The sequence below is a fragment of the Paenibacillus sp. y28 genome (assembly GCF_037137075.1).
Taxonomy (GTDB): Bacteria; Bacillota; Bacilli; order Paenibacillales; family NBRC-103111; genus JBBBNV01.
In genome coordinates this window covers 1-25,162 of record NZ_JBBBNV010000040.1, presented here as the reverse complement: position 1 = coordinate 25,162, position 25,162 = coordinate 1, and the positions used below count along the sequence as shown (strand labels likewise).

At 49.1% G+C, this 25,162-nt stretch carries 11 protein-coding genes and 1 pseudogene; 1 reads left to right on the top strand and 11 read right to left on the bottom strand.

The genetic code is table 11. The features are described 5' to 3' along the window. From tnpA to WBG83_RS20710, 11 genes and pseudogenes are all read right to left on the bottom strand, one after another. Positions 1-189: IS66 family insertion sequence element accessory protein TnpA (gene tnpA / locus WBG83_RS20760; RefSeq protein ID WP_442955861.1), on the bottom strand; the 189-nt coding region annotated here is incomplete at its 3' end. A 171-nt stretch (positions 190-360) separates the two neighbouring features. Further along, a complete protein-coding gene (locus WBG83_RS20755) occupies positions 361-2,058 on the bottom strand; it encodes a hypothetical protein (protein WP_336747281.1) in 1,698 nt (565 codons plus the stop codon). A 1,112-nt stretch (positions 2,059-3,170) separates the two neighbouring features. Continuing rightward, positions 3,171-3,242 (bottom strand): annotated as a pseudogene (locus tag WBG83_RS20750) (flagellar biosynthesis protein FliA); the annotation flags it as partial. Positions 3,243-3,822: 580 nt separating this feature from the next. Next, a complete protein-coding gene (locus tag WBG83_RS20745; protein ID WP_336747280.1) occupies positions 3,823-7,683 on the bottom strand; it encodes a hypothetical protein in 3,861 nt (1,286 codons plus the stop codon). A gap of 177 nt (positions 7,684-7,860) precedes the next feature. Then, the gene (locus WBG83_RS20740) at positions 7,861-9,597 is read right to left on the bottom strand and encodes an S-layer homology domain-containing protein (RefSeq protein ID WP_336747279.1); all 1,737 of its coding nucleotides are present in this window, start codon (positions 9,595-9,597) and stop codon (positions 7,861-7,863) included. A 78-nt stretch (positions 9,598-9,675) separates the two neighbouring features. Continuing rightward, on the bottom strand, positions 9,676-11,187 hold the full coding sequence (locus WBG83_RS20735; RefSeq protein ID WP_336747278.1) for a dockerin type I domain-containing protein: 1,512 nt from the start codon (positions 11,185-11,187) through the stop codon (positions 9,676-9,678). A gap of 37 nt (positions 11,188-11,224) precedes the next feature. Then, on the bottom strand, positions 11,225-16,129 hold the full coding sequence (locus WBG83_RS20730; protein ID WP_336747277.1) for a pectinesterase family protein: 4,905 nt from the start codon (positions 16,127-16,129) through the stop codon (positions 11,225-11,227). A gap of 91 nt (positions 16,130-16,220) precedes the next feature. Beyond that, positions 16,221-18,632 carry a hypothetical protein gene (locus WBG83_RS20725; RefSeq protein WP_336747276.1) on the bottom strand — a complete coding sequence of 804 codons (2,412 nt, stop codon included), beginning with the start codon at positions 18,630-18,632 and terminating at the stop codon, positions 16,221-16,223. A 575-nt stretch (positions 18,633-19,207) separates the two neighbouring features. Next, positions 19,208-21,211, bottom strand: a complete 2,004-nt coding sequence (locus WBG83_RS20720) for an alpha/beta hydrolase family protein (RefSeq protein WP_336747275.1) — start codon at positions 21,209-21,211, stop codon at positions 19,208-19,210. Next, positions 21,198-22,523 (bottom strand): Gfo/Idh/MocA family protein, encoded by a 1,326-nt coding sequence (locus WBG83_RS20715; RefSeq protein ID WP_336747274.1) that lies wholly within the window; start codon positions 22,521-22,523, stop codon positions 21,198-21,200. The genes WBG83_RS20720 and WBG83_RS20715 overlap by 14 nt, the downstream gene beginning before the upstream one ends. A gap of 222 nt (positions 22,524-22,745) precedes the next feature. Beyond that, complete coding sequence (locus WBG83_RS20710) at positions 22,746-23,327, bottom strand: hypothetical protein (RefSeq protein ID WP_336747273.1); 582 nt, start codon at positions 23,325-23,327, stop codon at positions 22,746-22,748. A 443-nt stretch (positions 23,328-23,770) separates the two neighbouring features. Between WBG83_RS20710 and WBG83_RS20705 the strand changes: the two genes are divergently transcribed. After that, positions 23,771-24,887, top strand: a protein-coding gene (locus tag WBG83_RS20705) for an IS3 family transposase (RefSeq protein WP_336747282.1) whose coding sequence is annotated in 2 segments (ribosomal slippage) — positions 23,771-24,036 and positions 24,035-24,887 — 1,119 coding nt in all. Because the reading frame shifts where the segments join, the coding sequence is not laid out codon by codon here. Positions 24,888-25,162 lie beyond the last annotated feature (275 nt).

The following is a 25,162-nucleotide window of genomic DNA, read 5'->3' as shown; positions in this document are numbered from 1 at the left end:
TTCCACTTGATCCCAGGGGATGAGAGCAGCAAGCTGGACCCAGCGATTCGTCACGCTAAGTCTGCCACCAAAGGGAACTTGGCGACCATGGGTGAGATTCTGCTCCTCACACCAAGCATTCATCGATTTACCGCTGGCTTGATAGGCTTTAATGCGTTCCGTCCAAAGCGCTTGTACATTCGTATCCATTTGGAATCCATCCTTCCGACAGCTTGATAGATTCATTGTGATACATGTTAACCGCTACGAACAGGTGTAATGGGTTTGACGCTTACACACAATTTGTCAGCGAACGAACGTTCGAAAAAAACGACTATATCACATAGCCGTTTTTTATCTTGGTAATTGATTGATCCAGAATTATTTCTTTAATGTTTCGTTATAAAGATTTTCAACCGATACCGACTTCTCATCGGTGTCAACATAGCTGAGCGTTACCTGATCACCTTCATGGATAAATGTGGCGTATATTGAGGATTTCGGGTCCACGTTGAATACCCTATCACTATTGCTTAGCAGCAATTGAATTGTTGCACTCTCGCCCATCTGGTTCATTCCGACACGGATTACAGTTCCTGTTATTTCTTTCCTCTTGGAGATATTCGTTGGGGTATTGTCTCCACTCCCCTCTGTAGCCAGTTTGAGTTTGTATATGTTGAGCGCTTCTTGCCTAGTCTGCCCTGCAGCTACAATCTGCGGGTTTTGTGCATTGACAAGCGCGATCGAGCGAAGCATGCCATTTGCATCAATCACTGGTACGAACCATGTATCCGTTGAATATATGTTGTATAATAGAGGGTTGGTTCCTGTCCACTGTTCTTTTTTAAACGTATTATGAACAGCATCCAATGCGGCTTTCCCATTAGCAAAACCATTCGAACCAACATACATAAAGAATTTACCGGTTCGCCCATCCATTAATGAATATCCCTTCATTGAGTTAGTTCCAGGTGAGGTATGATCGGTAAACCAATACATACGATTATCCGTCCCGAAAACTCCGATCACTTCTTCCCCTGTATTCCATTTTGTCACCTCATTTACATCCGTCTTTCCAAAGGCATAGTTCCAGAATCCGTGTTTATACTTGGCCTGCCATTCGTTATATTCTGATGCCAAATTAGGCGTTACGACAAAATCAACAAAGTCCGGTACATCCTTCAAATCGTATTTTCTTAATTCGCCGGTCTCTGAATCTACTAATACAGCCCCATCGAGCACAGTACCCGTACGAAATTTATTGTAATGTCCGACTGCAACTACATAAATCGGTTTACCCTCATCATTTGGTTCAAATCCGCTTCCAATAATAATGTCCGTGGGAAATTCACTACGAACTCTCCGCTCCAGATTGTGATCAAAGTAAGCAGAAGGGATATATCTCATCGTGTATCCCTTAACGATTTCCCCGATCTCGTCTTTTCGTTCCGCACTAACCTTGATATACCCCGGAATATAACCGGCTTTCTGGCTCTCAAAGAAACCTTTATATTCAATAGGAGCGACCCAGTACTCTTCCTGCATAATCTTCTGACGAGTTAACTCCCCAAGTCGATAATAAGAGGAATTCTCAATTCCTCCGATTAATTTCTCAGCTTTATATCGGGCTGATTCAATAGGGACAGAAGGAATATGCTCAATATTGATAGCCTCCAACCTATCAAGTTTTTCCTCCGCGTCTACCATCTGATACAAATCCTGAGTAATCGACCATGGATAGATGAAAGAAAGATATATCCAAGAAACAAGCAAGGCGTATCCAGCTATAGCGATAATCAAGCTAGCTAGGGACTTTTTGTATTGAACTCGATTTTCTTTTAAAACTAGTATATCTAAATAAAGTAATAACAAAAAAACAAATGTCCAATAAACAAATACCGCTGAAAAAATATGCTCCAACACAGCAACATAGCCAAGAAGCCAAGCTGCTATAACAGCTACCAGAGCCTTTACAGCTTGCCACCCTACCAAACCAGCGCTCTTTTTCCCCTTCATAAAATAAATCGATGGTGTTAGCAGCATCGTACTGACGAACGTTACTCCAAGCCAAAACAACATAAGCGATCCCCCCATTATAGCCTTTGCAGCATTAACACTTGAATGTTCAGCGTTAAAAATAACCTAATTCATTTTCCTTCTGCATTTTCCCAATTAATTCAACTCCTATTGCAGTTCTAATAACAATATATCAAGGCACATAGACAATAGATTGTCAGCGAACAAATGTTCCAAACAAAAAAAACGACTAATCAAACGTAGTGGTTTCTCCACTTTTTTATGAGATAGATGCATCTAATTTATCTTCAATCTTATGAACCCAGGATAGAACAGGGTCAGCCCGATGTGTACACACACCATGTTCCGCTTGCGAAACCATGTCCCCGGATCTTGTGCTATTATCAATAACAACCAGATGATCGATGAGATCAATATGGGAGAGCAGATTTTGAATGGAGGTTCATGGTCACTTCGAAACCGTTCACTCTTGCATCCCGCTTAAGCCTTATAACATTCCCACCGGCCAAAGTAGTCTCTATTGAAAAACCATGTCTTTCACGTATACATTCACGATTGAGCGTAATCGCTTCTTTCCCGGCAGATGCCTTAAGACGTTCAGGCTGATCTGCATCAAGCCCTCGGGCCAAAGCTTCAGGATCAATATGCACACTAATTCCAAGCAGGTCTGCAATCAAATTTCGTATTGTACTTTTCCAACTTCCATTATTACCGGCAAACACTTACATGATCGGGAGGGTGTCATTCATGATCTCCCGGGTCTTGAAAGACTTCGAGTTTGCGGTTCGTATATTCCGATAACTTGTCCATTCACATGAAATTCGTATAAATGAACATTTTCCCATCCCATTGTAAGATGAGAGTGAACTTTCCTTTACCCGGAATATGAAATTGGTACTCGGAGTTGTCGCGGCTCATATTGGATATGTTCTCCATCAACTCTTGCGGTGTTGTCATAAGCTTTTCTGCTCTTTTATCACCAGTATAACATACACCACCTCGAACCCAGAAGAAGCAGAAAGCCGGCCCCTTCGGACCGGCTGGTTTTAGACTTTATATAGCTTATCGAGCTTACCTCACAAACCGCCCGCTGCACACAAACCGCACCTCATTTTGAGTCTCATTTTTACATCGATTCGTGTTCACAACGTGTTCACAATATGCGCCACCAGCCGCAGGTTATGTTCAATCAGCAGGTTTCGTGAACGGGCGTCCCCCTGAGCAAACCGCCGCAGTACGTTATGCTTCGATGTCCCGCCCGCCAGCTGCGCGGCTTTGTTACATTGTATGTAGGCAGCGGCCCAGAAGTGCATGTACCAGGGGAAAGTGGGAGAAGCCGTTCACAATAGCTAAAAAAACAGCCGCCCCCAAGTGAAATACCGGAAACGGCCGCTGCCTAAATATACCTGCGACTATTAATCACTACATGGCTTCATATTCTTCAACCTTTGTAGACCAGTACCCTTCGGAGCGTACTTACCGCTGTGTTGTTTTAGGCCTTTGACCGACTCCCAAACCACACGCGCTCTTTTCGCCAATGCTTGCGGTGTATTTCGCCGTCGAATCAATTGTTCAAGTATTTCGCGTTGTTTCTCACTTATCTGAATTTCAGCTACTTTTGCTGCCCTTGCCATCCGGGTCACCTCTATGAATTACAGTGTAACATGTCCCTTGTAAGATTACCCTATTACCGCTGGAACTATTGCGGAATCATAAACGAGTCTCAGCTTGGATGAATGGTTTACCTCGGCTAATCGAATCGACTTACACCAGCGTTGAGCGGAGCAGCAGTAAACTGCCAACCCTTTATGAGCGTTCCCCGCTAACAGTCACCGGACCATAAATTCCCCCGGCCGCAAACCATTGGGCCCAGCCTTCTTCTTCGGTACGGCCGCTGCTCCAATAAGTTATCTCCGGATTTCCGCCCACAAGGCTGGTCGGACGGCCAATTTCATAATGGGCACCCAATGTGTTGTTCACCCGGATACGAAGGCGATGCTGGCCTGCCTGCAGTTCTTTCAAATCGAACCGATAAGGGTGCCAGAGCCGGACGCCGACAGGCTGGTCGTCCAACCAAACCTGCGCCGTGCCTCTGACGAAGCCCAGATCCAGCTGCGCTTTGGCTAAGATCGGCGTCTCAACAGCCGCTTCATATTCAACCGTTCCGCTATGGTGAGGCAGCGCTAGCGCCGTCCGCCAATCGCCAAGCTGTCCGGCATAAGGCACTGTGGCGATGCGGATCGGAGCGAGCAATACTGCCGCATCCGTCTGTCCGCCTTCTGGTTCAACTCGAACCGCCACAAGCGCTCCAGCCGGCTTCGGGGCAAATGTAGCAGCACCCTCATGCAGCGGCACTTCTTCCCCATTGATCCAGACCTGTGCCCGGCCCGCTAGGGACAGTTCTATCCGGCATGCGCCAACCGGGAGAGGAAAGCGGAACCAGATCGGCTTACCGGCTCTGTCAGGTTCCGCCAGGAATGGCAGCGGCGTAGGGCTCGGCACATGCTCAGGCATAAGCCAGCCTACCCCCGGCAGCGGATGTGGACGCGGAGAGAGCCATAAGGACTCGGTCTCAGCAAATTGCAGTACCGAGAAATGATAGATGCCCGGCTCCCGCTCCTGCTCATCCAGCCAATCGGTTCCGGTGCAGAAGGAGATGGTATCTCCGTTCTCAAGCTCAATAACCCCGTCTGCAAATACTTCCCCCTGGCCCTCCGGAAGCACAAATTTCAGCTCATTGTCCCCGTCCTTCCATAAGGCGGTAATATCCACTTCTTCCTGGCCTTGACGGATGTAGGGATTGAAATCTCCATGCTCAGTGACCCAAGCCCCGTTCACCAGAAGCGCTGCACGCCCGCGTGCGGCAAAAACGAGCCGAACCTTGCGGACCACCGTATTTTCCGGTGCGGAAAGCATCCGGGAAACACTGGAATCCGGGTTTGGATGAAGCGAATAAATCCATTTCGGCAGCGCAGGCCGGGCTTCACGGTTAATTTCCACCGCCGCACGCTGCAGTCCCTTGGACACGGTAAACGCACGCAGCAGCAGCTCATTAGCCCCTTCCTTCAGCTGTATCCAGGCCGTCTGCTCTTCACGGCCGCCGCTAAACCGGATGGCTTCGCCGTTGATCGTTCCGCTCAAATCCGCATTGCTTTCCGTACGAATCCAGTACGTGCCTGCTTCGGGAGCCATCACGAAGGTTTTGGCCCAAATCTCCTCCTGCTTGCCTGCTTTCCCAAGCCCAAGGAATCGGCGTGGTACGCGGCCCATCCGGCCCGCCCAGGAACGCATGACCATATCGCCGAGTATGTTGCTGTACACAACAGGCTCCGCAAGCTGCTCATCATACTGCGCTCCCCGGCATACACGCCAGTACAAGGCCTCGCTCCACAGCATGGTCGGCCAGGCCGAAGCATCATAATCCGGACGTTCCCAGCCGGACCGTTTTCCGTCTAATTCTGCAAGCTCCGCAGCAACCTGAACATGACGGCGCTCTATCGGAACCGTGGCGGCCGCGCCGTGCAAATCAAAATCTCCATAGCTATTGTCCAGCGTTGAAACCGGATGAACCTGCCAATTGTCTACCGAGACTGCCCACGATGGCATAGACGTAGACGTTGAATTTGAAGCGGCAGCAGGAATTCCTGTTCCCGTACCGGAGCCCTCTCCTTCTACCCCGCTTTCATCTGATGCATCCTCGTCCAGGCAAACAAGCAGCGCAGCAGGCCAAGATGTAAAAGGAACCTCCACTTCAATCCACTCGCCCTCCCGTGTATACGGGATGCTCCTGGTTTCACCGCTGACCGGATCCCAAAGCTCCGGCCGCCGGTGAGTCTTAATCCGGTACACCGCCCCTTCAGGCATCCTGCGCTCTTGCTGTGCAGGCTCATGCATCCACAGCAGCTCGCCTTGCTCCGGCAGCAGCAGGAAAATATCCGCTTTATCCGTTCTGCGGTGCAGCGTAGCTCCCGGGCCGCTCACCCGCTTCGGCAAGTAAGCCTCCATAATAAGCAGCGCCTCGTCGATGTGCGATGCATAAACAGCGCCTTCGAGCGTCCGCTCCTCAGCCGGAACTTCAACGGCAATGACCAGCCCGCCCTGCCGAATCCATGCTTCTACACGGGAACGGGCCTGGGCATCCATCTCGGTCGTGCCGCAAAGCAGCAGCACCGAGAAATACTCATCCGCAATCCGGAGCCGGTTTCCTTCGGCCACTGCCTTTTCCAAAGCCGCATCGTCGGCAACATCAAAATCGATATTTGCTTTGCGCAGCGCTCCTGGTGCTTTCTGGTCCCGGCGCGCCCAGCCTGCTGCAAGTGCCCGGTACACACGCTGAATATGCTCAACCGTTTCATTGGGGTCACGATTGGCAAGAGCCATCGGATGCTCCTTTTTCTTGCCGTCCCCCAGAGAGAGGTTCCCGCATATGGCATAGGACGGATAATGAACAGCAACGTCGCATACATGTGTCCCCTCGCTTAACAAAGCGCAAATCCGGCTGACCGTATCGGCAAAAATCCCGTAATGCTCAAAATACGGCTGCCGCCAGCCTGTATCCGACGGTGCCCATTCCCACCAGCCGCCCTTCGTGCTGTAGTACACTGAATGCGGGCTGTATAAGGTTGCCCCGGCTTGAATCCAAGGAAGCAGCCAATGGAACGTTTCCTCAATCGTTCCGCCCCAGCCGCTGGTATGGAAGCCCTCCAGCCATACGCGGGAGCCTCCATGGAGATGAACCATCGAGGAGTGGGGCTTGATCTCTCCATCCATGTCCGCTCCCGGCGCATTATACCACCGGTGTGTACGGAAATAATCCAGGTAAATCCGCTGCGATCCGTTCGGATCGGCACGCTTGGCCGGTCCAGCCTGATCGCAGCCGATCAAAAGATTAAACCGGCGGTGCCAGTCACCCAGCGGGATAAAGAACGCCTGCTCCGCCTGCTCTGCAGCAAGCCGGTAAACTCGCCGGCGCACCTCTTCCGCGCCTGGCAGGGGTTCAAATAATGCGGGCAGCAGCGGAATAAGATCCTCCCCGTAGCGTTCCTTATACAAATTAGCCAGCTCTGGTGTCCACAAGGGGAGAGGCGGCAATTCATCCTGAAAGCTGCCGGCGATGGTTTTGCCCAAATCTGCCCCAAATCTGCGTTCCATCTCGCCATGTACACGATCCAGAAGCTCACGGGCCGCTTTGGGATCATTCCAGTTAAAGCCTTGCCGGATGACCGCATACCGGGCTTCCTCCGTCTCATACAGCACTTCCGCCGACTGCGGCACCGCTTCATCATGAGCATAGCGAGTCAACTGGTAGCCTGTATATTCCGGATGCTCCGTAACGATACGGGCAGGCATATTGGAGCCGGAAAAGCCGATTTGGTCATAAAACCAAATATGCATGCCTAGCCGCTCAGCCTCTCGCACGGCGACTTCGAACAGCGCCCACCATTCCTCGCTGCCATAAGCCGGCTGATCGCTAATTGAGCCGTACTGCGGGCCTGTAGGAGCCAGATTGATAATTCCGATGTTGCGAAGTCCCCCGGCACGGAACTTGCCTAGCTGCCAGCGGATACGCTCCGCCGTAACCGTTTCCGCGCTCCACCACCAAAAGGGAACCGGGCCAAAACGGGCATCTGCGCAGGAAAATTTTTGCTTTAATTCTACAATCGACATACGGTTTCTCTCACACCTTTGTTTATATATATTCAGCACGACAACGCGCGCTGTAAGCGCTGCAGAAACTATTTATATCGTACGCAGCAGTTCCCTGCGCATAGTGCGGCATCACACAACAAGAGTCAACTGCAGGAGAAAATTAGGTAAACAGTCCAGTTGCTTATATGTCGCCTTTTAGGAGGTAATGGAATACAGCAGGTTGTACAAACGGTACAGCAGTACAGCAGATTCGGCTCTTGTCGTGCTTCCCTGCGGATTCAACTGATTATCGCTGCCCTCCACCAGCCCGGCATTAACCAGCGCAGCAATGTCATTTGCCGCGTAGGCGGCAATGTTGTCCTTATCCTGGAATGCATTCAGATCGCTTTCCATTCCGGCGCCCTGCCATGCTCCCGCTTTGCCTAATGCTCTTGACAGAAGCACCATCATGTCTTGACGGGAAATTTGGGCCTGCGGGTTAAATGTGTTGTCCCCTTGTCCTTGCGCCAGTCCCAGTTCCTTGGCAATGCCAACCGCATCATAATAGTAATCCGACGCTTGCACATCGGCGAAGTTAGAAGATACCTGCGCCTGGAAGCCGAAGGTTTTGGTCAGCAGCATCATGAAATCCGCGCGAGTAATTTGGGCGTCCGGGGTAAAGGTCGTCTCCGACGTGCCCGAAATAATTCCTTTGGATGCCATGATTTCAATCGCCTTCTCCGCCCATGGAACAGGGTTTAAATCCACAAATTCCTTCTCTACATAACCAACTGCAAACGTACCATCGCGAGTCGTCTCGAAAATAACGGTTCCGCTAGCCGCATCATACCGACCGCTCGGAACTGGCTGTGCATTGCCCTGCGCATCAATCATGACAATGACAATATGCTCGGGATTGTTCAGCTCTGCTGCCGACGGCTGATATGGGATGGACACCGTCACGGGCGCTTGCGGATTATTGTAGGCTGCCGCAGCTCCGTCAACCGTAACCCCGATCTGAACAGCCGGCTTGCTGCCGATGACAAGCTTAGCATCGTTTGATAAGGCAGAGGTATCGGCTTGTTTCAAGGCAAAGCCCACTTCTTCAGCAGAATGAATGGTGGTGTTCCCGAGCAGGTTAGCCGGCACTTCCATTGTTCCCAGTGCAGTCACAATCGTAATGTGGTCTTGGGAGCCAGAGGAATAAAGGTTAGCCGGTATCTGAATAGAATACTGCTTCGCATCCTGTTCTCCCGGCACTTCTATTATGATCCGGCCACCCAATGCCTTGGCTTTCTCCAGCGTATCTTCATCCAGCTTCACCAGCACTGCACCAGTGTCCGGATCCAGCTGAGGAGATTTAATGATTTTTACATTTCCGCCCTGCTGTAAGATTTCCGGCGAAGCGCTTGTGTTTCCACCGTTTCCGCTTCCTCCTGAGCTCTCTGAACCGGATGAAGACCTGTTATCGTCCTTACGCGCAAAAAGCGCTGTATTGTAGTCCGGTGTCCAAGCAGCTTCTTGTTTGCCGGAGCCTACAGTCGTTATTTCTTTAATATTGACATTGGTTGAACCTGAGGCAAGCACTTGGAACGTAAAAGAACCTAGCGTTACATTTCCGTTGTCTCCGCCTACCTGCCCTATCTTGGTATGAACAAATTGGATTTCAGTACCGGTTTGGGACGAGACAAACGATTCGCCTCCGGTACTGGGCCCTTCGGCTTTTATCAACTTCAGCATATTGCTGTCGAAGCCTAATTTCACTTCATAGCCGTATAAATCCTGGACTTGTTGTCCGCTTACGGTCAATACAACCTGATTTCCAACTTTGACTGTTGCTGCACTAAAGGATGCTGTAAAAGCTGGATCAGCCGCCGCCCAAATTTGAGTCGGGTTAGCCATACCAATCAATAGCGCAAGAACTAAAACCTGCAGCCATGTTTTTTTGTTCATCAATTAGCCATCCTTTCATGAAGGGTAGAGAGAAAGCACTTCGGCCTTCTCTCTTCACCTTGATCACGCATACATTCGTTATTTGATTAACATGGCAATCGCTACCAGATCAACAATGTCGATACGGCCGTTTTGATTATAGTCAGCCTTTTGTACACTGCTCCAATCCAAGCTTTGGGTTGTTTTGTTATAATGCTCAACAACAAACTCCAAATCGACCTTATTAATCTGGCCGTCATTGTTCATATCCCCATTGAATTCAGTAATCCGAGAATTTGTAAACGTTTGAATAGCTTGGCTTAAGACGCCGGCTACATCGTCCAGCTGCTGCTGTGTTGCGTTGGCATTTTGAGCAACCGTTCTCGCGGTATTGAGCGCCGTCAGCAACATGTTCTTGGAGCCGGATGGATAATCCCCTCTCCATACACCCTCTGTCGCCTGTTCAAACAGCGTTTGAGCACTGCTGATCAATTGAAGCAGGCTGCTTTGATTTAAAGCTTCTACAACCAGGCTATGATTTTTCAAGACAGGCTCCAAAATAGTTCCATAGCGGTCTGATGCCTGCATCGAGCTTGTAGTTATTACGGTATCCACGTTTACAGTCGTAGCCTTCGCCTTCCAGTTGGTTCGGAACAAATATCCCGAATCCGTCAAATCCTGGTTGGCATCACTAAGATAACCGGCAATCTGCACCTTGTTTGGTTCAATCATAAGTACCTTTTGCAGGATCAGGCTGCTGCGGATTGGATCGGCATTTACAAACGTAAGCACATCCGGGTTGTAGGTCAGTACAGCATCAAAGGCATAAACCGCCCCATATACCGTGTTGGCCACTGAAGAGTTCCCTTGGTATACACTAGTTGTAACGTTGGTTAATCCATAATCCAGTGTGAAGCTTTGACCGCTTGCAACACTTGCTGTCCCCTGAATCATGACGACAGGATCTGCACCTGCAGCCTGATTGCTTAACGTAATCAGCGTGCTGCCCTGGGTATCCGCATTGTCCTTGGATACGGCTTTTACTTTTACGACTCCGTCTTTCTTCGCCTTCAACAGCCCTTCGGCGCTAATTTCGGCTTTATCCGTCGCAGTCGTGCCATCCGATTCATAAACAGACCAAGCGACATTTGTTGTCACTGCATTGTCAGGCTGTAAGATCGCGATCATTTCCAATGTTCCATTCAAGGAATCAATGGTAGTGACTCCGTTCTTGCCCGTCACACTAATCGTTTTCCCAGGTGCAATTTCATTCATTTCAAAAGTGGTGGAAGCAATGTCAGCCGCTCCCTCCCCGCTAACAAATACCTTGTATGTCCCTTGTTCAGCTTCAATTACTTGATACGCAAAGGAATATCCTCCACCGTTCCCGGACAAGGTTTGATCCAAGTGTTCGAGCTGGTTAGACGGATTCACTATCTTGACCGTTACAACTTTACCCTGTTCCGCCCCCATTGTGCCTGTTACAGTAACAGTCCGTCCGCTTTCTTGAAATGTGGCGTTTACTGTCGTAGATGATGAGGCCATTGCCGCGGGAGCCAGTACCCCCAGACTTAACAGCAAGGATAACATCACAATGAACCATTTATTCAAGCGTATTCCTCCTCCTCACCCTGCTTTCGTACCCGCATTATGGATTAACAACCATATTCGACAAGCTGCTTTGCGAAGCGAAGCTATCGTAAACCTGTGCTTTAACGGCGTAACCGCTTACTGACTTCGGCAACCGGATCGTTGCTTCGATTGGCTGTGTCCCGCCACCCGGTAAAGCCTGGTCAATCATATAATATTTCACCATTTGCCCGTTCCCGTCATACAGCGCAATCAGAAAGAGTCCGTTCTGGCTGATGGCGGAATTGTTTTGAGCAGAGACATTCACCACGATGTCCTGTGATGGAAGGAGGCCCGTCAAAGCTTCACCCGCCAAATTCCTGAGCTGCATATTCGAAAGCGTAAATGTCCCATTTCCCCAATCAATGTAATATGTCACGGTATAAGTCGCCGTAACGGTTTCATTATAAGCATCCGTAGCAGTAACAACGATTTCATTCGGACCCTCGCGTAAGGTCAGCGGAGCTTCGAACAATGCATTTTCCGCTTGCTGAGCCGGATCCAATACAACAGCGCCATTGAGCGAAACCGAAACCGTGGCCGCCACATTTACAGAAGCCTTGAAGCTGTAAGAAGGGGTAGTCACTACAGTCGGTACCGCCTCGCTTGGGGTAATCAGCATCTCCGTCTTGTTGTAGGTAACCTGTAAAGTTTTACGGTTCACCATGTCTCCGAAGGTCGCACTGTTTTTCGCGGAGATGACGATTGTATTCACTCCTGCCTTAAGTGGAATATCCTTGGAGAAATCGGCATTTGCAGCAAAAGTCTCCGCAGAGACCACGGTCTCCCCGTTGTTTGTAATAGTCAGATCGGCCGCATCTATCAGTTGCCCTGTAACCGTATACAATGGTGCTGTAACTATTTCGCTTGCAGGATTGTTGACACTGAAGGCCGGGCTGCGTTTTACCTGAACACCATCAAAGGTTGCCGCCGTCAAATAATTTGCATTACTGGAAGATTTGTTGGCCTCGACGGCAAAACCAATGTAGACCTCGTCCGGCAAATTAATTTCCGCAGAACCGATTTTGCCCCAGATTTTCCCATCTGTCGACACACTTCCCGTAATGGTGTTTCCGTCTCTTGTCAGCTTGAACCAATACGGAGCGCGAATGTTATCTCCGGACTTAATAATATTTACGGAAGGTGATGTGCCTTCGGCTGTCCGGCTAAGGAATTGAGCGGATTTACCTTCCTCTTTAATATAGGTCAGACCCATTAATGCCATTGGTGAATTCGGTTGCAAGCTCGTACGAAGCATCAGCCCGGCCTTCGTATCCGTATCAACCTCGGAAACAATAGCGACATTGGAAATGAACTCAAAATTGCCGGATACTTTTTGATGGGTATAGTGGAACTTATCTGACGACCTTCCGATATTACCCGAGCCTTTTACCATATAGGTGGTACCGTCAAAGCTTGCTGTTCCAGGTACCGGAACCGCCCCGATATCCTCCGAGGTCCAATCCGGCTCCACATTTTCCGGACCGTTGACGTGAATCACTTTCACTGTCGACAATGTCATTGAACCGGTATTATCTGTTGCTTTAGCGTACATATAATGGCGCCCTTCAGATGCCCCGTTCCAAGTAAAGCTGTAAGGGGCCGAGGTAGCTTCGCCAATTTTTGTGCTGCCGTCATAGAACTCGATCTTTGTAATTGATCCGCCCGGCTCAGATGCTGCGGCCGTAGCTTCGATTGTAATCGGACTTGTCAGCGTGAACTGCTGATTCATGGTCAAGCTTGTATCAACAGTCGGATTGTCGGCACCATTTCTTACGATGGAATTCATATACAGCTCCAAGTAAGTGAAACCGCTCGGCGCCAACTGATTACCATCTGTGGGGTCGTTCATGTCCAGACCGTTGTTTTGCTCCCATTCATCCGGAATACCGTCTTGATCGGTATCAAGCGGTGCCGGCAGCGAGTTGAGCACAGGAAGACCGCCATCGCTTTCAATGGTATTTACCACGATACCCGTGCCATTCACTAGCTCGTGGATAATTTTAGCGTCCAGAGAATCCCGTCTCGGTAAGGAAGCACCGGCTGACGCCACTACCTTGGCATACGCTTCGTCAGGCGAATCCGTTGTGACAGGCCCCCCGATGGGATCCGTGGAATCAGGAATTACAACCGCCTTGGTCAAACGTTTGATGGAGGACAAACCGTAATCAGGATTTACGGATTCCAGCCAGTTATCTGCGGACTGCACAGGATAACCTTCAATCTTGTTTCCTTCAATGTACCAGGATGACAAATCCTGACCGGAAGGCGCGACCAATCTTGTTCTCACGTTATCGAACGTGTTCGGTCCCGGCTTGTAATAGTTATTAACGATATTAATCCCCATGGCTGCTTCCCCGCCGTATGCAGAGTTGCCTCCCCAGTTGTATACCACGTTGTTGCGGAAATCAATTTTGGTCGGATACTCCAGCGGCTTCAATTGCTTGTCAAACCGCGGGTTCCGGCTGTTATGATTAATAATTAAATTGTGGTGATAGGTGACGTTCGTACCGCCCCAAATCGCCCCGTAGCCATGTGCGCCTTTGCCATGGATAGAGATGTTCAAGCTGTTGCTAATGATGCTGTACTGCACGGTAATATTTCTGTGCTCCCTAACCGAGAACGTCTCGTCAGAGCTCCAACTGAAGGAACAATGATCGATGATAATATTATCCCCGCCGACATTAGCCGCATCACCGACCTGCTTAATTCCTTGTCTGAATCGGAGGTACCGGATAATCAGGTTGCCTCCATCTTTACCTCCAATGGCAACAGGATAACCGCTAAGCGTAATTCCATCTCCCGGCGCTGTCTGTCCGGCAATCGTTGTATTTCCGTTAGAAAAGCTCAGGCCGGTTTTCAAATCAATGACACCGGATACACGGAACACAATGGTCCGGTCACCTTGACTGACCGCATCCCGCAGTGAGCCCGGAATAGGGGCTTCAGTACTCGGATCATAATCTTCCACGGTCGTTACGAAATAAACTTCCTTACCCCGCCCACCAGTTGCATACATTGCGCCTCCTTCTGCTCCCGGAAACGCAGGAGTACGAAGCAGGGCGTCAGGATCAATTACAATTTCTCTTGTAAAAATTGTTCCTTGATTTCCGTCTGCGTCTACAAGTCTGTAATCAATCGTATAGGTGCCCTTTACATTGAGCTCAAATTCTGCCGTATACGCATTCCATACCCCGCCGTTAATCCGGTATTCCGCTTGGTTTAAACCGGAATCATTTCCGGAAATTTCAACAGATACAACGGCAGATGTGGTAAATTCGCCGTTCATGCCTTCTCCGTTGCCCGGGGAGGTGAGTAGAGAAATCTCAGGCGATGTCCTAGGCAGAATAACACGCTTGGTCGGATCCCAGCCTTCAAAAACACGAGGAATCGTAAGCTCGTTAGCTTGCTCCGAGGTCAGTTGGCTGGACATTTTCCGGGTAGTCGTGCTTGCCCCGGGTCCAGTGCTGTTATATTCCGCAAACAAGTACGGATCCACCTGCATCGTGGTCCAGCCGTCTGGATGGATATGATCATCCATATACGTATTAATGAAGCGGACCGTCGGATAATCTTGCCATGGCCGGCCCAAATAATGTGTACCTTGCGTTGCTGTACTGTCCTTCAACAAGCGGGAATTCAGGAAAATCAAACCCGGCTGATCAAGCTTGGTTGCAGCTGCAGTGACAAATCCGCCGTTACCGAGGCTGACCGCCTCCACGTTGTCAAACACAGCGGCACTTGCTGGCCCATAGATGTAATCGGTTTTACCGATAATAGTGCTGTTGTGATAGTATTGACGCCCTACTCGCGGCGCAGTCTCCCGAAGGCCCGCATAAAGGGTATCCTGATAGCCTACAAACTTGACATTTTCAAATACAGCCTGGTCACCGTTTACTAGAACAGCAATGGCTTGACCGTCCTCCGGCAAGGAATCATTCTCGAACGTCATATTTTCGGCGGTGAAGTTATCAGCCTTTACAGAGAGTGTCGCGCCATTAAGCGCATTATTCGGGAAGTCGGCATTGGACAAGTCATAGACAAGCTTGGTCTTGTCACGCCCCGCTCCAACCAGACTGACATACGGTGCAGTGATTTTTACTTGCTCCCTGTACGTGCCGGGCTCAATATAGATAACTGTCCGGGCCGTATTGGAAGCAGAGATGGAATTAACTGCAGCCTGAATGGTTGTAAAATCCCCAGGTGTTGAACCGGTTTCCGGGTCGGGCTGGGCAACAACGATTACTTTGGCCGGTGCAACAATCAGCGGCTCCGTCGCCTGGCTCGTTCCGTTCGAGTTAATAGCGTTTACAATGTAGTAGTACTGGGTTCCTTGTGTGACGCTCTGATCTTCAAATCCCGTGGATGCAGCCGCTGAAGCCGGTACAGTTGCAACTGTTGTAAAACCGCCATCACTGGTCAGGCTTCGTTTGACCTCATAAGAATTAGCACCGGCAACCTCATTCCATGTCAGCTTGACGCTTTCTTCCTCCGCGATGGCCGCAAAGCCCTGCGGTGTTTCTGGAGCTCCGGCCGTCAAGGCATGAGGAATGGATTTCACCTGGTTCGAAATATAGCTTTCTTCTCCGTTCTTGACAGCTGTAATCGTATAATAGTAGACAGTCCCATTATCTAAAGAACCATCGGTATAGCTTGTTGCAGTTAAGCCGCTCTTAACCGTTGTGTACGGCCCGCCATTAGTAGTGCTTCGCTTAACATTGTAAGAATCCGCAGCAGTCGGGGCCTGCCAGGATAGAGCTACTTGTTTGTCTCCTGCGATTGCTTTTAGCTGGGAAGGGTAATTGTATTCCGATGCAATGGATGCAGCTTGAACCGTCCCCCCGCTGTGCAGCGCCAGCAAATCAACAGCCAGTAAATTTATCGCTAGAGCTACACTTATCCCTATTGTTAGGGCTTTCTTCATTTCACAACCTCCTCCAAGTTTTGTTACCAATGAGCGGATGGCAAGACACAGAATCAGCTCTGGCTTCTTACCGGGTCAGTCAGTCTTACAATCATTGCAATGCCGATTCATTGGACAAAGGCTTCATGGAGTTGACATGATCCCAAATATAAGCTTTGAGCTTATAGCCATTTACTTGATCCGGAAGCACAAAACCGGCGCTTAACGTTTTTGTCGATTGTGGGGCAAATTCGGCCGTAATGATAGCGTAATCCACCATTTTCCCATTTGAGTCGTACATGACTGTAAATAAAGACAGTGTCTTTTGCGTGTCAGTGGTATTGATAATCTCTTGTCGCGCAATGATTGTACCGGTAGCGGTTAAGGTCTGCAGCGGGCTGCCTGCCAAATCGTAGAATTCGGGCTGATCCGCCCAAAACACATATTCAACAGTATAGTTTTTCGTTGTCTCATTCCCGGCTGCATCCAAAGCTGTAACTTTAATTTCATTGGTTCCTTCCGATAAAGGAACCGGGAGTTCTAATCCTGAAACGGCCAGGCTATATACGGCATCGATAACTGTAGTCCCGTTATTCTGGACAGTAACCCAAACATCCTCATTGACTGTCCCTTGCAGCATAAGCACAGGCTGCTTAGTCATTATGGAAGGCTCAGTAATATTCAGAACAGGCGCATCCGGATCATAGTTGACCGTTGCTGCTATCCGGTCTCCCACGGACAGCCCCGTTCTTTTCGCCAAAATTTCAATTTCGTTCACACCTGGTGTGAGTTCGATATTCTCATCGACGCTCATCCCTGTAAGCGCTTTATCAATAACGCTGGAACCATTCACATTTACTGTTAGCTGCACATTTGCTTCAGACACAACGCCTGTAACCGGCAATGAGGCTTGATTAGTCCATTGTGGCAAGGCAGATTGTAAGGATAAACCGACCGGCGATCTCTGGACAAATGCAAAATAACCAATGCTGGTTTTGGCATTAATTTCAGCCAGCGTGTTTCTTTCCAAAGTAACCAAGCCATTAGCGGCAAAATCTTTTTTGTATACTTTGAACGGTATGGTATAAACGCCATCCCCGACTTCAATAATATCGTTGGTGTCGGTCCACGTTGCGAGAAGCCAGTTGCTCGGCAGAGATGCCGCCACCGCTCTGGAATCCATTGCTATGTAAGCAGTTGCCTTATCTTTGACGTTAAAGGTAGCCACTGCGCTTTCGTTGTAGTTTTGCGACTTAATACTCGGAATAATACGTTCCATGCTTGAATATTTCTCCGGAACGGATTCGATTTTATAATCGCCTCCTACAAAAGCCGTGTCTCCAACCTTTATTCCTTCTTCTGAATCGACAATCCATTCTGCCCCGTTATAGGTTTCGTTCACAGTCATATCTTTAATTACGCTGTATTCAGAGGTCGATAAAATAATTGATGCACTTGGGGTAGCTTGAATGACTGTTTTTTCACTCTCATACACGGTTCCGTTAAACTCATTCCGCGCAACCGTTGCTATACCGATTGTATAGGTAGTTCCGTTTGCCATTTTGGTGCCGGTTTTATAGTTGACCGCTGAATGTTTTTCTAAGGAGCGGACTTGAGAGTTCTGCGTATTCTGCCTGTCGAAAAACCATTCGTTGGTTTCGGGATTAAGAACATAAATTCTATAAATGGAAGCACTTGTAAGAGATTCGTAATATAAAGCAACTTCCTGATTCCGACCTACCCAGTAGGCAAAGTCCGGTCCGGCTGGAGTGTATCCGTTTACACTATCAAGCGGAGTGGAAACCACTTTCAGCTTCGTAACCCGCAAATCGCCACTGCCAACCGGGGAACCGACCTGCACCTTCGCCACGTCCATATGAATGCCTCTGGTCGAATAGTACGCCGCTCTTGCTCTAGAAATCGCGAGCATATCATTGACATAAACATTGTACAAACGGGTAATCGTGTTCAGCTCAAGCCGTAAAGTTATTCTGGAGCTGCTGTCAAAGGTGGTGCTGTCGTAGTTATAAGGTGCATTAGGAGTAATCGCTACATAGTCAGTACCATTACTTGATGCAAAGCCTTTATTGGATGTTTTGGAAGGCTTGAATCCCGCCGTGGCAATGACAGTTCCGTTACTGTCAACCAGATTTATGATATTGGCCTCTTTGTAGACGCTTTGTCTGAACGTCGTTTCAACGGATACAAGCCCTTTTTGCGGCTGATCGAACACCTTCTCGATTTTGGTAAAAGCCGTATCCGCACCACCTGACACATTGATTAGCATACCCGATGTTCCGTCTGTCGAAGCCCTTCCTGTGCCGGAAGTAGGTGCAACAAAGCCGTAACCAAGTGAAGTGGCTTCCGTTTTATCAGCATACCGGGTGAAATCTTCATCAAGCAGCACAACCGACGGCGCGTTTATTGTACTGGCGGAAGCTGTGCCCGGCTGATACAGGCTTAAGCCGCTCCAAACGAGCTGCAACAGCAGCATTACTATAAAAGAACGCTTAACAATACCCAAATCTACGACACCTCCACAAACCCTGAAATATAATAATGAAAGAAGACGGGTAAATAGCAAAAAATTTCTACTAAGGAACTTGTCCTCAGCAAGAACGGCAAAGTCTGATGTCGTACGGTCCCCCCCTTCAAGCCCTGAATACAAATGAAAAAAACACTTTATGCAGTATCATGCTGCACTCCGCATTGTAAACGCTTCCACCTAAAATCAATAATCCCCCCCTTTCTTCTTCTCAGCACATCTTTCTTAACTTTATTGTAAAAAATACTTAGAATCATTAGGGGATTATTTCAATTTGTAGGGGGATATTCTCTCATTATTTTATAAAAACACAGCCTTTTATTTACAATTTTAAGATAAAAACAAAAGAGCCAGCATCAAAGCTCTCGTCAGAATAAGGTTGTCCAGACACCAATTCCGTTGTACGAGTAGGTTTTGAAGTGACTCACTTTCAAATTATAGCAAATTGAAAAGCAAAAGAGCAACATTAATCCATATTTTTCCTCTAATTGGAAGAAAAAGAGGGTGGTTTGTTAAGAACCACCCGGTTTATTCCTTGTCGCTTATTCTTTTCGTTAGCTGATGGACTTGACAACGGTTTGCAGCGGCGCCAGCTGCAGCCGTCCTTCTTCCTCAAGCCATTTGTCCACATCCGGCAAATCAAAATGGCGCAGCATGCCCGGTATAATGAAGCTGAGCGAATCCGTCTCATCATAGCTTGGCTGCCGAATCCAATCAGCGATGCTCGGCATCCGGTTGTCTGTCTGGACACTGCGGACACGTGAATCCAGTGCCCCGGCGAGTGACGCGTAAACCGCATATTTTCCGCTGCCATACAGCTGAATATCGCTTGCGTCCGCACCTTTCAGCACCGAAGCCGCCAGCTCCACCGCTCTGAGCACATCATATGTGCGGACCGCCGCCATACTATCGTTCAGCCACATCAGCTCGTCCGTATGCCGATCCATGATGCCGAACCGTTTAAACGGCTTGTCTGTCGGGGAATTCAAGTGCGGCAGCAGAGCTCCAATCCCTGTCGGATTCAGCACTAGCGCCATTCGGCCTGCTGCGCACGTCTCTTCAATCCATTCGGCATGCGCGTCTAACTGGCTCGTTCCGCCGTCCCAGACACCAATAGTAACCGGAATGCGCTGACCGTACAGCTTCGAATCGAGAAATTGCAGGCCATGGCCCAGCAGTCCGGGCTGGCTCCACCATACTGTGCGAAGCACCCATAAATTTTCTATTTCACCGCCGCCCGAGATACGCGGATTCAAATCGCAGGCTTTTCGATTGAAATAAACCCGCTGCCGGAGCCAGTCGAGCCCCTGCTTCTTGAGGACATCGTCCGTCAACGCTTTTCGTTTCTGCTCGAACGAGGCCAGCCGCTCTGTATTTTCTGAATGGACATTTTTGGCCCCGGCGATTTCCCCTATAATTTGGCCGCTCTGTGTGCACCACAGCTGTTCAGCCGGGATGAGCTGAATCTGGTCCTCCTGTGGCTCAACTGGACTGCCGATCAGATGGAGCGAGAAAAAGCGCGCCGCTGCTTTGGCCAGCGGGACCGAAAATTTATGCACATTCTCATCTTCAAAAATATTCAGGCTGTCAGCCCGCCCCAGCATCTCCCAGAACCTTCGGTTTACCTCAACCGTATGACGAGCCCCTTCAATGGGGACGGAATCATAGGTTGTGGCCAGAACCAGCACCGGACGAGGCGCCATCGCCAGGATAATGTCTTCATGGTCAAAGCCAAGCGCTGAGAAGCCCGGCCATTTCTGCTCCGCATCCTGCGCTTTCCCGGTCAGCAGGAAATAAGGGCGGTTCATAATGAATCCGCCTGGAGCTGCTGCGGCAACACGCGGATCAGCCATCATCAGGAGCGAGGTTTGCGTGCCGCCGCCGGAATGACCGATGACACCGATGCGGCTGGCATCCACTTCTGGACGGGTACACAAATAATCGATGGCCCGCATGCCGTCATGCAGCATATAACGCGCAAAGCTGTCGCCGATAGGCAGACATTGCCGTCCCACATTTTCATGCTCATTCACACTGGTTGCATAAGCTTCCTTAGTCTCCGGATTGTAAAATCCGAAGCGCTCTCCCTGACCAATCGGATCCAGCGCTAAAACGATCAGACCGGCGTGCACTAAATAATGACATACCGTCTGGTACTCATCGCAATGCTTAGCCTGCTCACGGTGCCCGCACAGCAGCAATACGGCTCCGCGCGGGGTGATTATTCCGTCCGGAATATATAGATTGGCTGTGGCGTACACCTGGGGCCTTGGTTCGAAGATAACCTTCTCCACCCGAAAACCATTGCCCGTGATGATACCCGTGATTTGGGGATTAAGCGGAGTATCCGAATCCGGCAACCCGCCCAGACAGCGTACAAATCCTTCCTGAATCTCCCGCTGCCTTTGCTTCAGCCCCTCTGGATCCTGAATCGCTTCGCGTGCCCGTTCCCCTTTTTCCGCCGCACGCATTGCTTGTTCATGCACCCATCTCGGGAGCTGGCTTTTTACATCAAAGTGCGCAATCTGCCCACCTTCAAATTTCTCATACGCGCCCATCGCTTCCTCCTTCAGTCGTTCCCGCCAACTCTGGCGCAAGTAATAAATCGGTAATACGAACCGGCTTGCCGGATTTGACCGATTTCCAGATCGCTTCTCCGGTCAGAACCGAATTTGCACCGGCTTGCGCGCCCGCCATAATGTCATAAGAACGCAGGGGGTCCGGCCCCAAAAACAAATCCTCCAGTATCAGCGGGTCTCCCCCGCCGTGTCCGCCTTTACGGGGAACGACATACACCGTCTCCTTACCGCCAAATAGCGGGAAATAATCGATCGTTTGCTCCGGGACATGATATGCCGCCCGGCTGGACATCATTTCCTTCGTTTCAATTCTCCCCTTTGTCCCGTTAATGGCCAGACGGTACCCCTCATAGGGCAATGAGAAATTGACGGAATAGTTCAGGACAGCCCCCCGATCATATTTGATAACAGCGGCATACGTATCCTCAATATCGATCTCGGAATCAAAGATACAGGCATCCGCCCGGTATCCGGAATAACTGCCCGGCTTCATGTCCGTGGCGTTCAAGTGGTCATCCTCAGGCACCGTTTCTTTGCTCCGCGTAGACCAGCGCATGAAATAGGCGCAGCTCGTTTTGACACGGCATGTCCCGCAAAATCGCCCGTCTTCCTTGGCCGGGTTAAGCTCCCCTTCAGCGCCAAAATAATTCAGTCCTCCATATGCAAACGCTTCCAAAGGAGTCTGATTAATCCACCAATTGACCAGGTCAATGTGGTGCGTGCTTTTGTGAACCGACAAGCCTCCGGAATTGTTCCGGTTGCGGTTCCACCGTTTGAAATAGCTGGCACCGTGATACGTATCGAGATACCAGTTCAAATCCACCGAGGTTACCCGGCCGATGCGCCCTTCCAGCACAAGCTCCTTAATCCGGGTATGAATCGGCGCATAGCGGTAATTAAATGCCACATACAGCGTCCCCCGGCTGGTCTCCTGCGCGTCGAGCACCCGCTTGCAATCCGCCCCGTTAGTCACCATGGGCTTCTCCGAGATGACATCCAGATGCAGCTCCAGGCTCCGGACAATGTAGTCGGCATGTGTATGATCCGCCCCTGCTACAATGACGACCTCAGCTCCCGTCTCCCGAATCATCTGATCAAACTGATCCGGCAAATAACACGGCAGCCCGGCCAGCGCCGGAAACTTTCGGAAACAGTTTTGAAACCGGCTTGCATCGGAATCAAGCAGCCCGACGATCTCGCAATGCGCCTGAAACGTCTCCAGCATGGGACGGATGAACATGCCGTTTGCTCGTGTGCTGACTCCACAGATGACGTACTTCTTTTTGGCCAATAGTCCCACCCTCCAATCTGATGTTAAGTATAGATCGCCCACGCTGGCAAGGAACTGGCAAAATCGACCCTCATTATAGGGGGATTGTGCTTAGTGTGAAGATAAGGAAAATTTACAACTAAAAAACTGACCCCAATTATATTGGAGTCAGTTTGCAACTAGTTTATTTCATAATCTTCGTAATTCTGGATTATGTTACAGCTCATACAATAAATTGCTTACTTAGTTATAGGATATGTTGTTGATCCTAACAAACGATTCACCTGAAGTTGCTGAACCGCTAACTGGCGAATAAGAAGCCCCTGTCCCGAGCCAGAACTCAATTGGTCCAGAATACCCTGCTACATCAATTACTAATGTTCCATAATATTCATCGTCTACACTTGCAGTATCTGCAAAAGCTCGATGGTTAAAGCAGTTTCCGTCTGCACTGCCATATCCTTGTGGAATGGAAATAGAGTTTCCCCCACAAATAGTTAACTCCGCCCAATCAGGATTATTATAAACATAGGTCGTCCAATCGATGGTAATTTGATTGAGGTTTTCGACATAAGTTACACCATCTTGATAAATTGAGCAAGATGTCTTATAAGATGAGTCATAAGCTATCGTTCCCCTTGCAGACACATAACCGTCTTCTGCAGTTTGAATCTTATTTGAACAACCTTTGTAAATGCCTTCATCATTGTAAGTATAACTCGTCCATTGAATCGGATCAAACCTCGGCGTTCCATTTGCAAATGCAGCCTGACTCGAAAAAACCAAAGAACATACCACAAGCAGCAAACAAATCATCTTCCTCATTCTTCATTCCCCTTTTCTTATTTTAATGTTAATTACTTCTATAAATTAACATTTTTAAACATATAAAAATATAGGTCGTTCCTGCCTTGCTTTATCGAATTTTAAGCGTAAAATCCTGTTTAATTATGCCTAATTTAGGGGAATCAAGCTGCTAATGTTGATTAGTAAGCGTCTAATAACCAGGTGTATTGAAAAAGAAAAACCCATGGCTCTGAGGATCCACAGGCTCTACGTTATGTACAATGTTGCCCGACTGCCGGACTCCATGGGAGGTACGCATCAAGCAACTCCGGCTGCTGACGAAATGCAATCGCTGGTAACTGCTGCAACAGATAGACTAGTGCACTAAAACTTAAATATAACAACAGTTAAAAGCAAAGAACCTTATAATGGACTAAGAAATTCAGACAGCAAAAAAGGAGTAAGTTAGTTGTATGAGCACGATGCGAAGAAAGTTTACGCCTGAGCAAAAAGCACAAATCGTACTGGAAATATTAAAAGAAGAAAAGTCGGTTTCGCAGCTGGCTTCTGAACACAGCATCCATGCGAATGTCCTCCAGCGGTGGAAAACAGAAGCCGTTCAGAATCTGTACCAGTTGTTTGTGGATGACCGCAAAGGCATCACTAAAATGAAGTCCGACTATGAACAGCAGATCAATGACCTCTACGCAGAAGTCGGAAAGTTGACGACTCATAATGCGTGGCTCAAAAAAAAATCTGGCCTCTGAAACGACCCGCGAAGCCCGTATCGCCTTGTTGGAGTGGGATCGCCCCGAACTGCCTCTCACGGTGCAGAGCGAGCTGCTCAGCTTGAATCGCACCAGCCTGTACTACAAGCCGGTTCCTCCCTCTCCGGAGGAAATACGCCTCAAACACCGGATTGATGAACTCTACACGCAGTACCCCTTCATGGGCTCGAGACGGATTGCTGCCATGCTCCATCGAGAGGGGGAAACCGTTCACCGCAACACGGTACAAGTCTATATGCGGGATATGGGACTAGCCGCCATCTATCCTGGCCCCAATCTGAGCAAGCGGAATCTGCAGCACCGGATTCATCCGTATCTACTGCGAGGACTAACGATTGAGCGACCGAATCATGTCTTTGGCATCGACATTACTTACATCCGTCTGCGACAAGGTTGGATGTACCTGGTGGCCGTGTTGGACTGGTATTCCCGATTCGTTGTGGCCGGGGAACTCGATCAAAGTCTGGAGATTGACTTTGTTCTGGATACCGTTCGCCGTGCGCTAGAGGTGAATAAACCGACGATTTTTAACAGTGATCAGGGAAGTCATTTCACCAGTCCCCAATATACCGATCTGTTGAAGGCAGCGGATGTCCGCATCAGCATGGATGGAAGGGGACGGGCTTTGGATAACATTTTCACGGAGCGCCTGTGGCGCAGTGTCAAGTATGAAGAAGTGTATCTCCATGATTATGCATCACCACGGGAGGCCCGAAACGGCATTACTCGCTATCTGGACTTTTATAATTACATTCGTCCACATCAGTCTCTGAACTACCAATCTCCATCCGCTGTGTATAAGTCGGGCTAGGCGATTGTTCACAGGCGGACACGCTCCCGCTTGGGCTATGTCCTCTACCTGTGGACAACTACTGATGGTATCTAATTCCATTTATGGATCATCGTCTTTCTGCTTCTATAGCGTTCCTGCTGGATATGGGATGAATCTTGTGCCAATTTTCACACCTTAGAAATCTAAAAAAACTGTCTTGACTTCTTGTGCCACCATACCTTGCCTTTATAAGTCCATTTAAAAGGCTTGGCCATGGTGGAGTTGAAGTAGTCGATAAACGCAAACACTTGTTT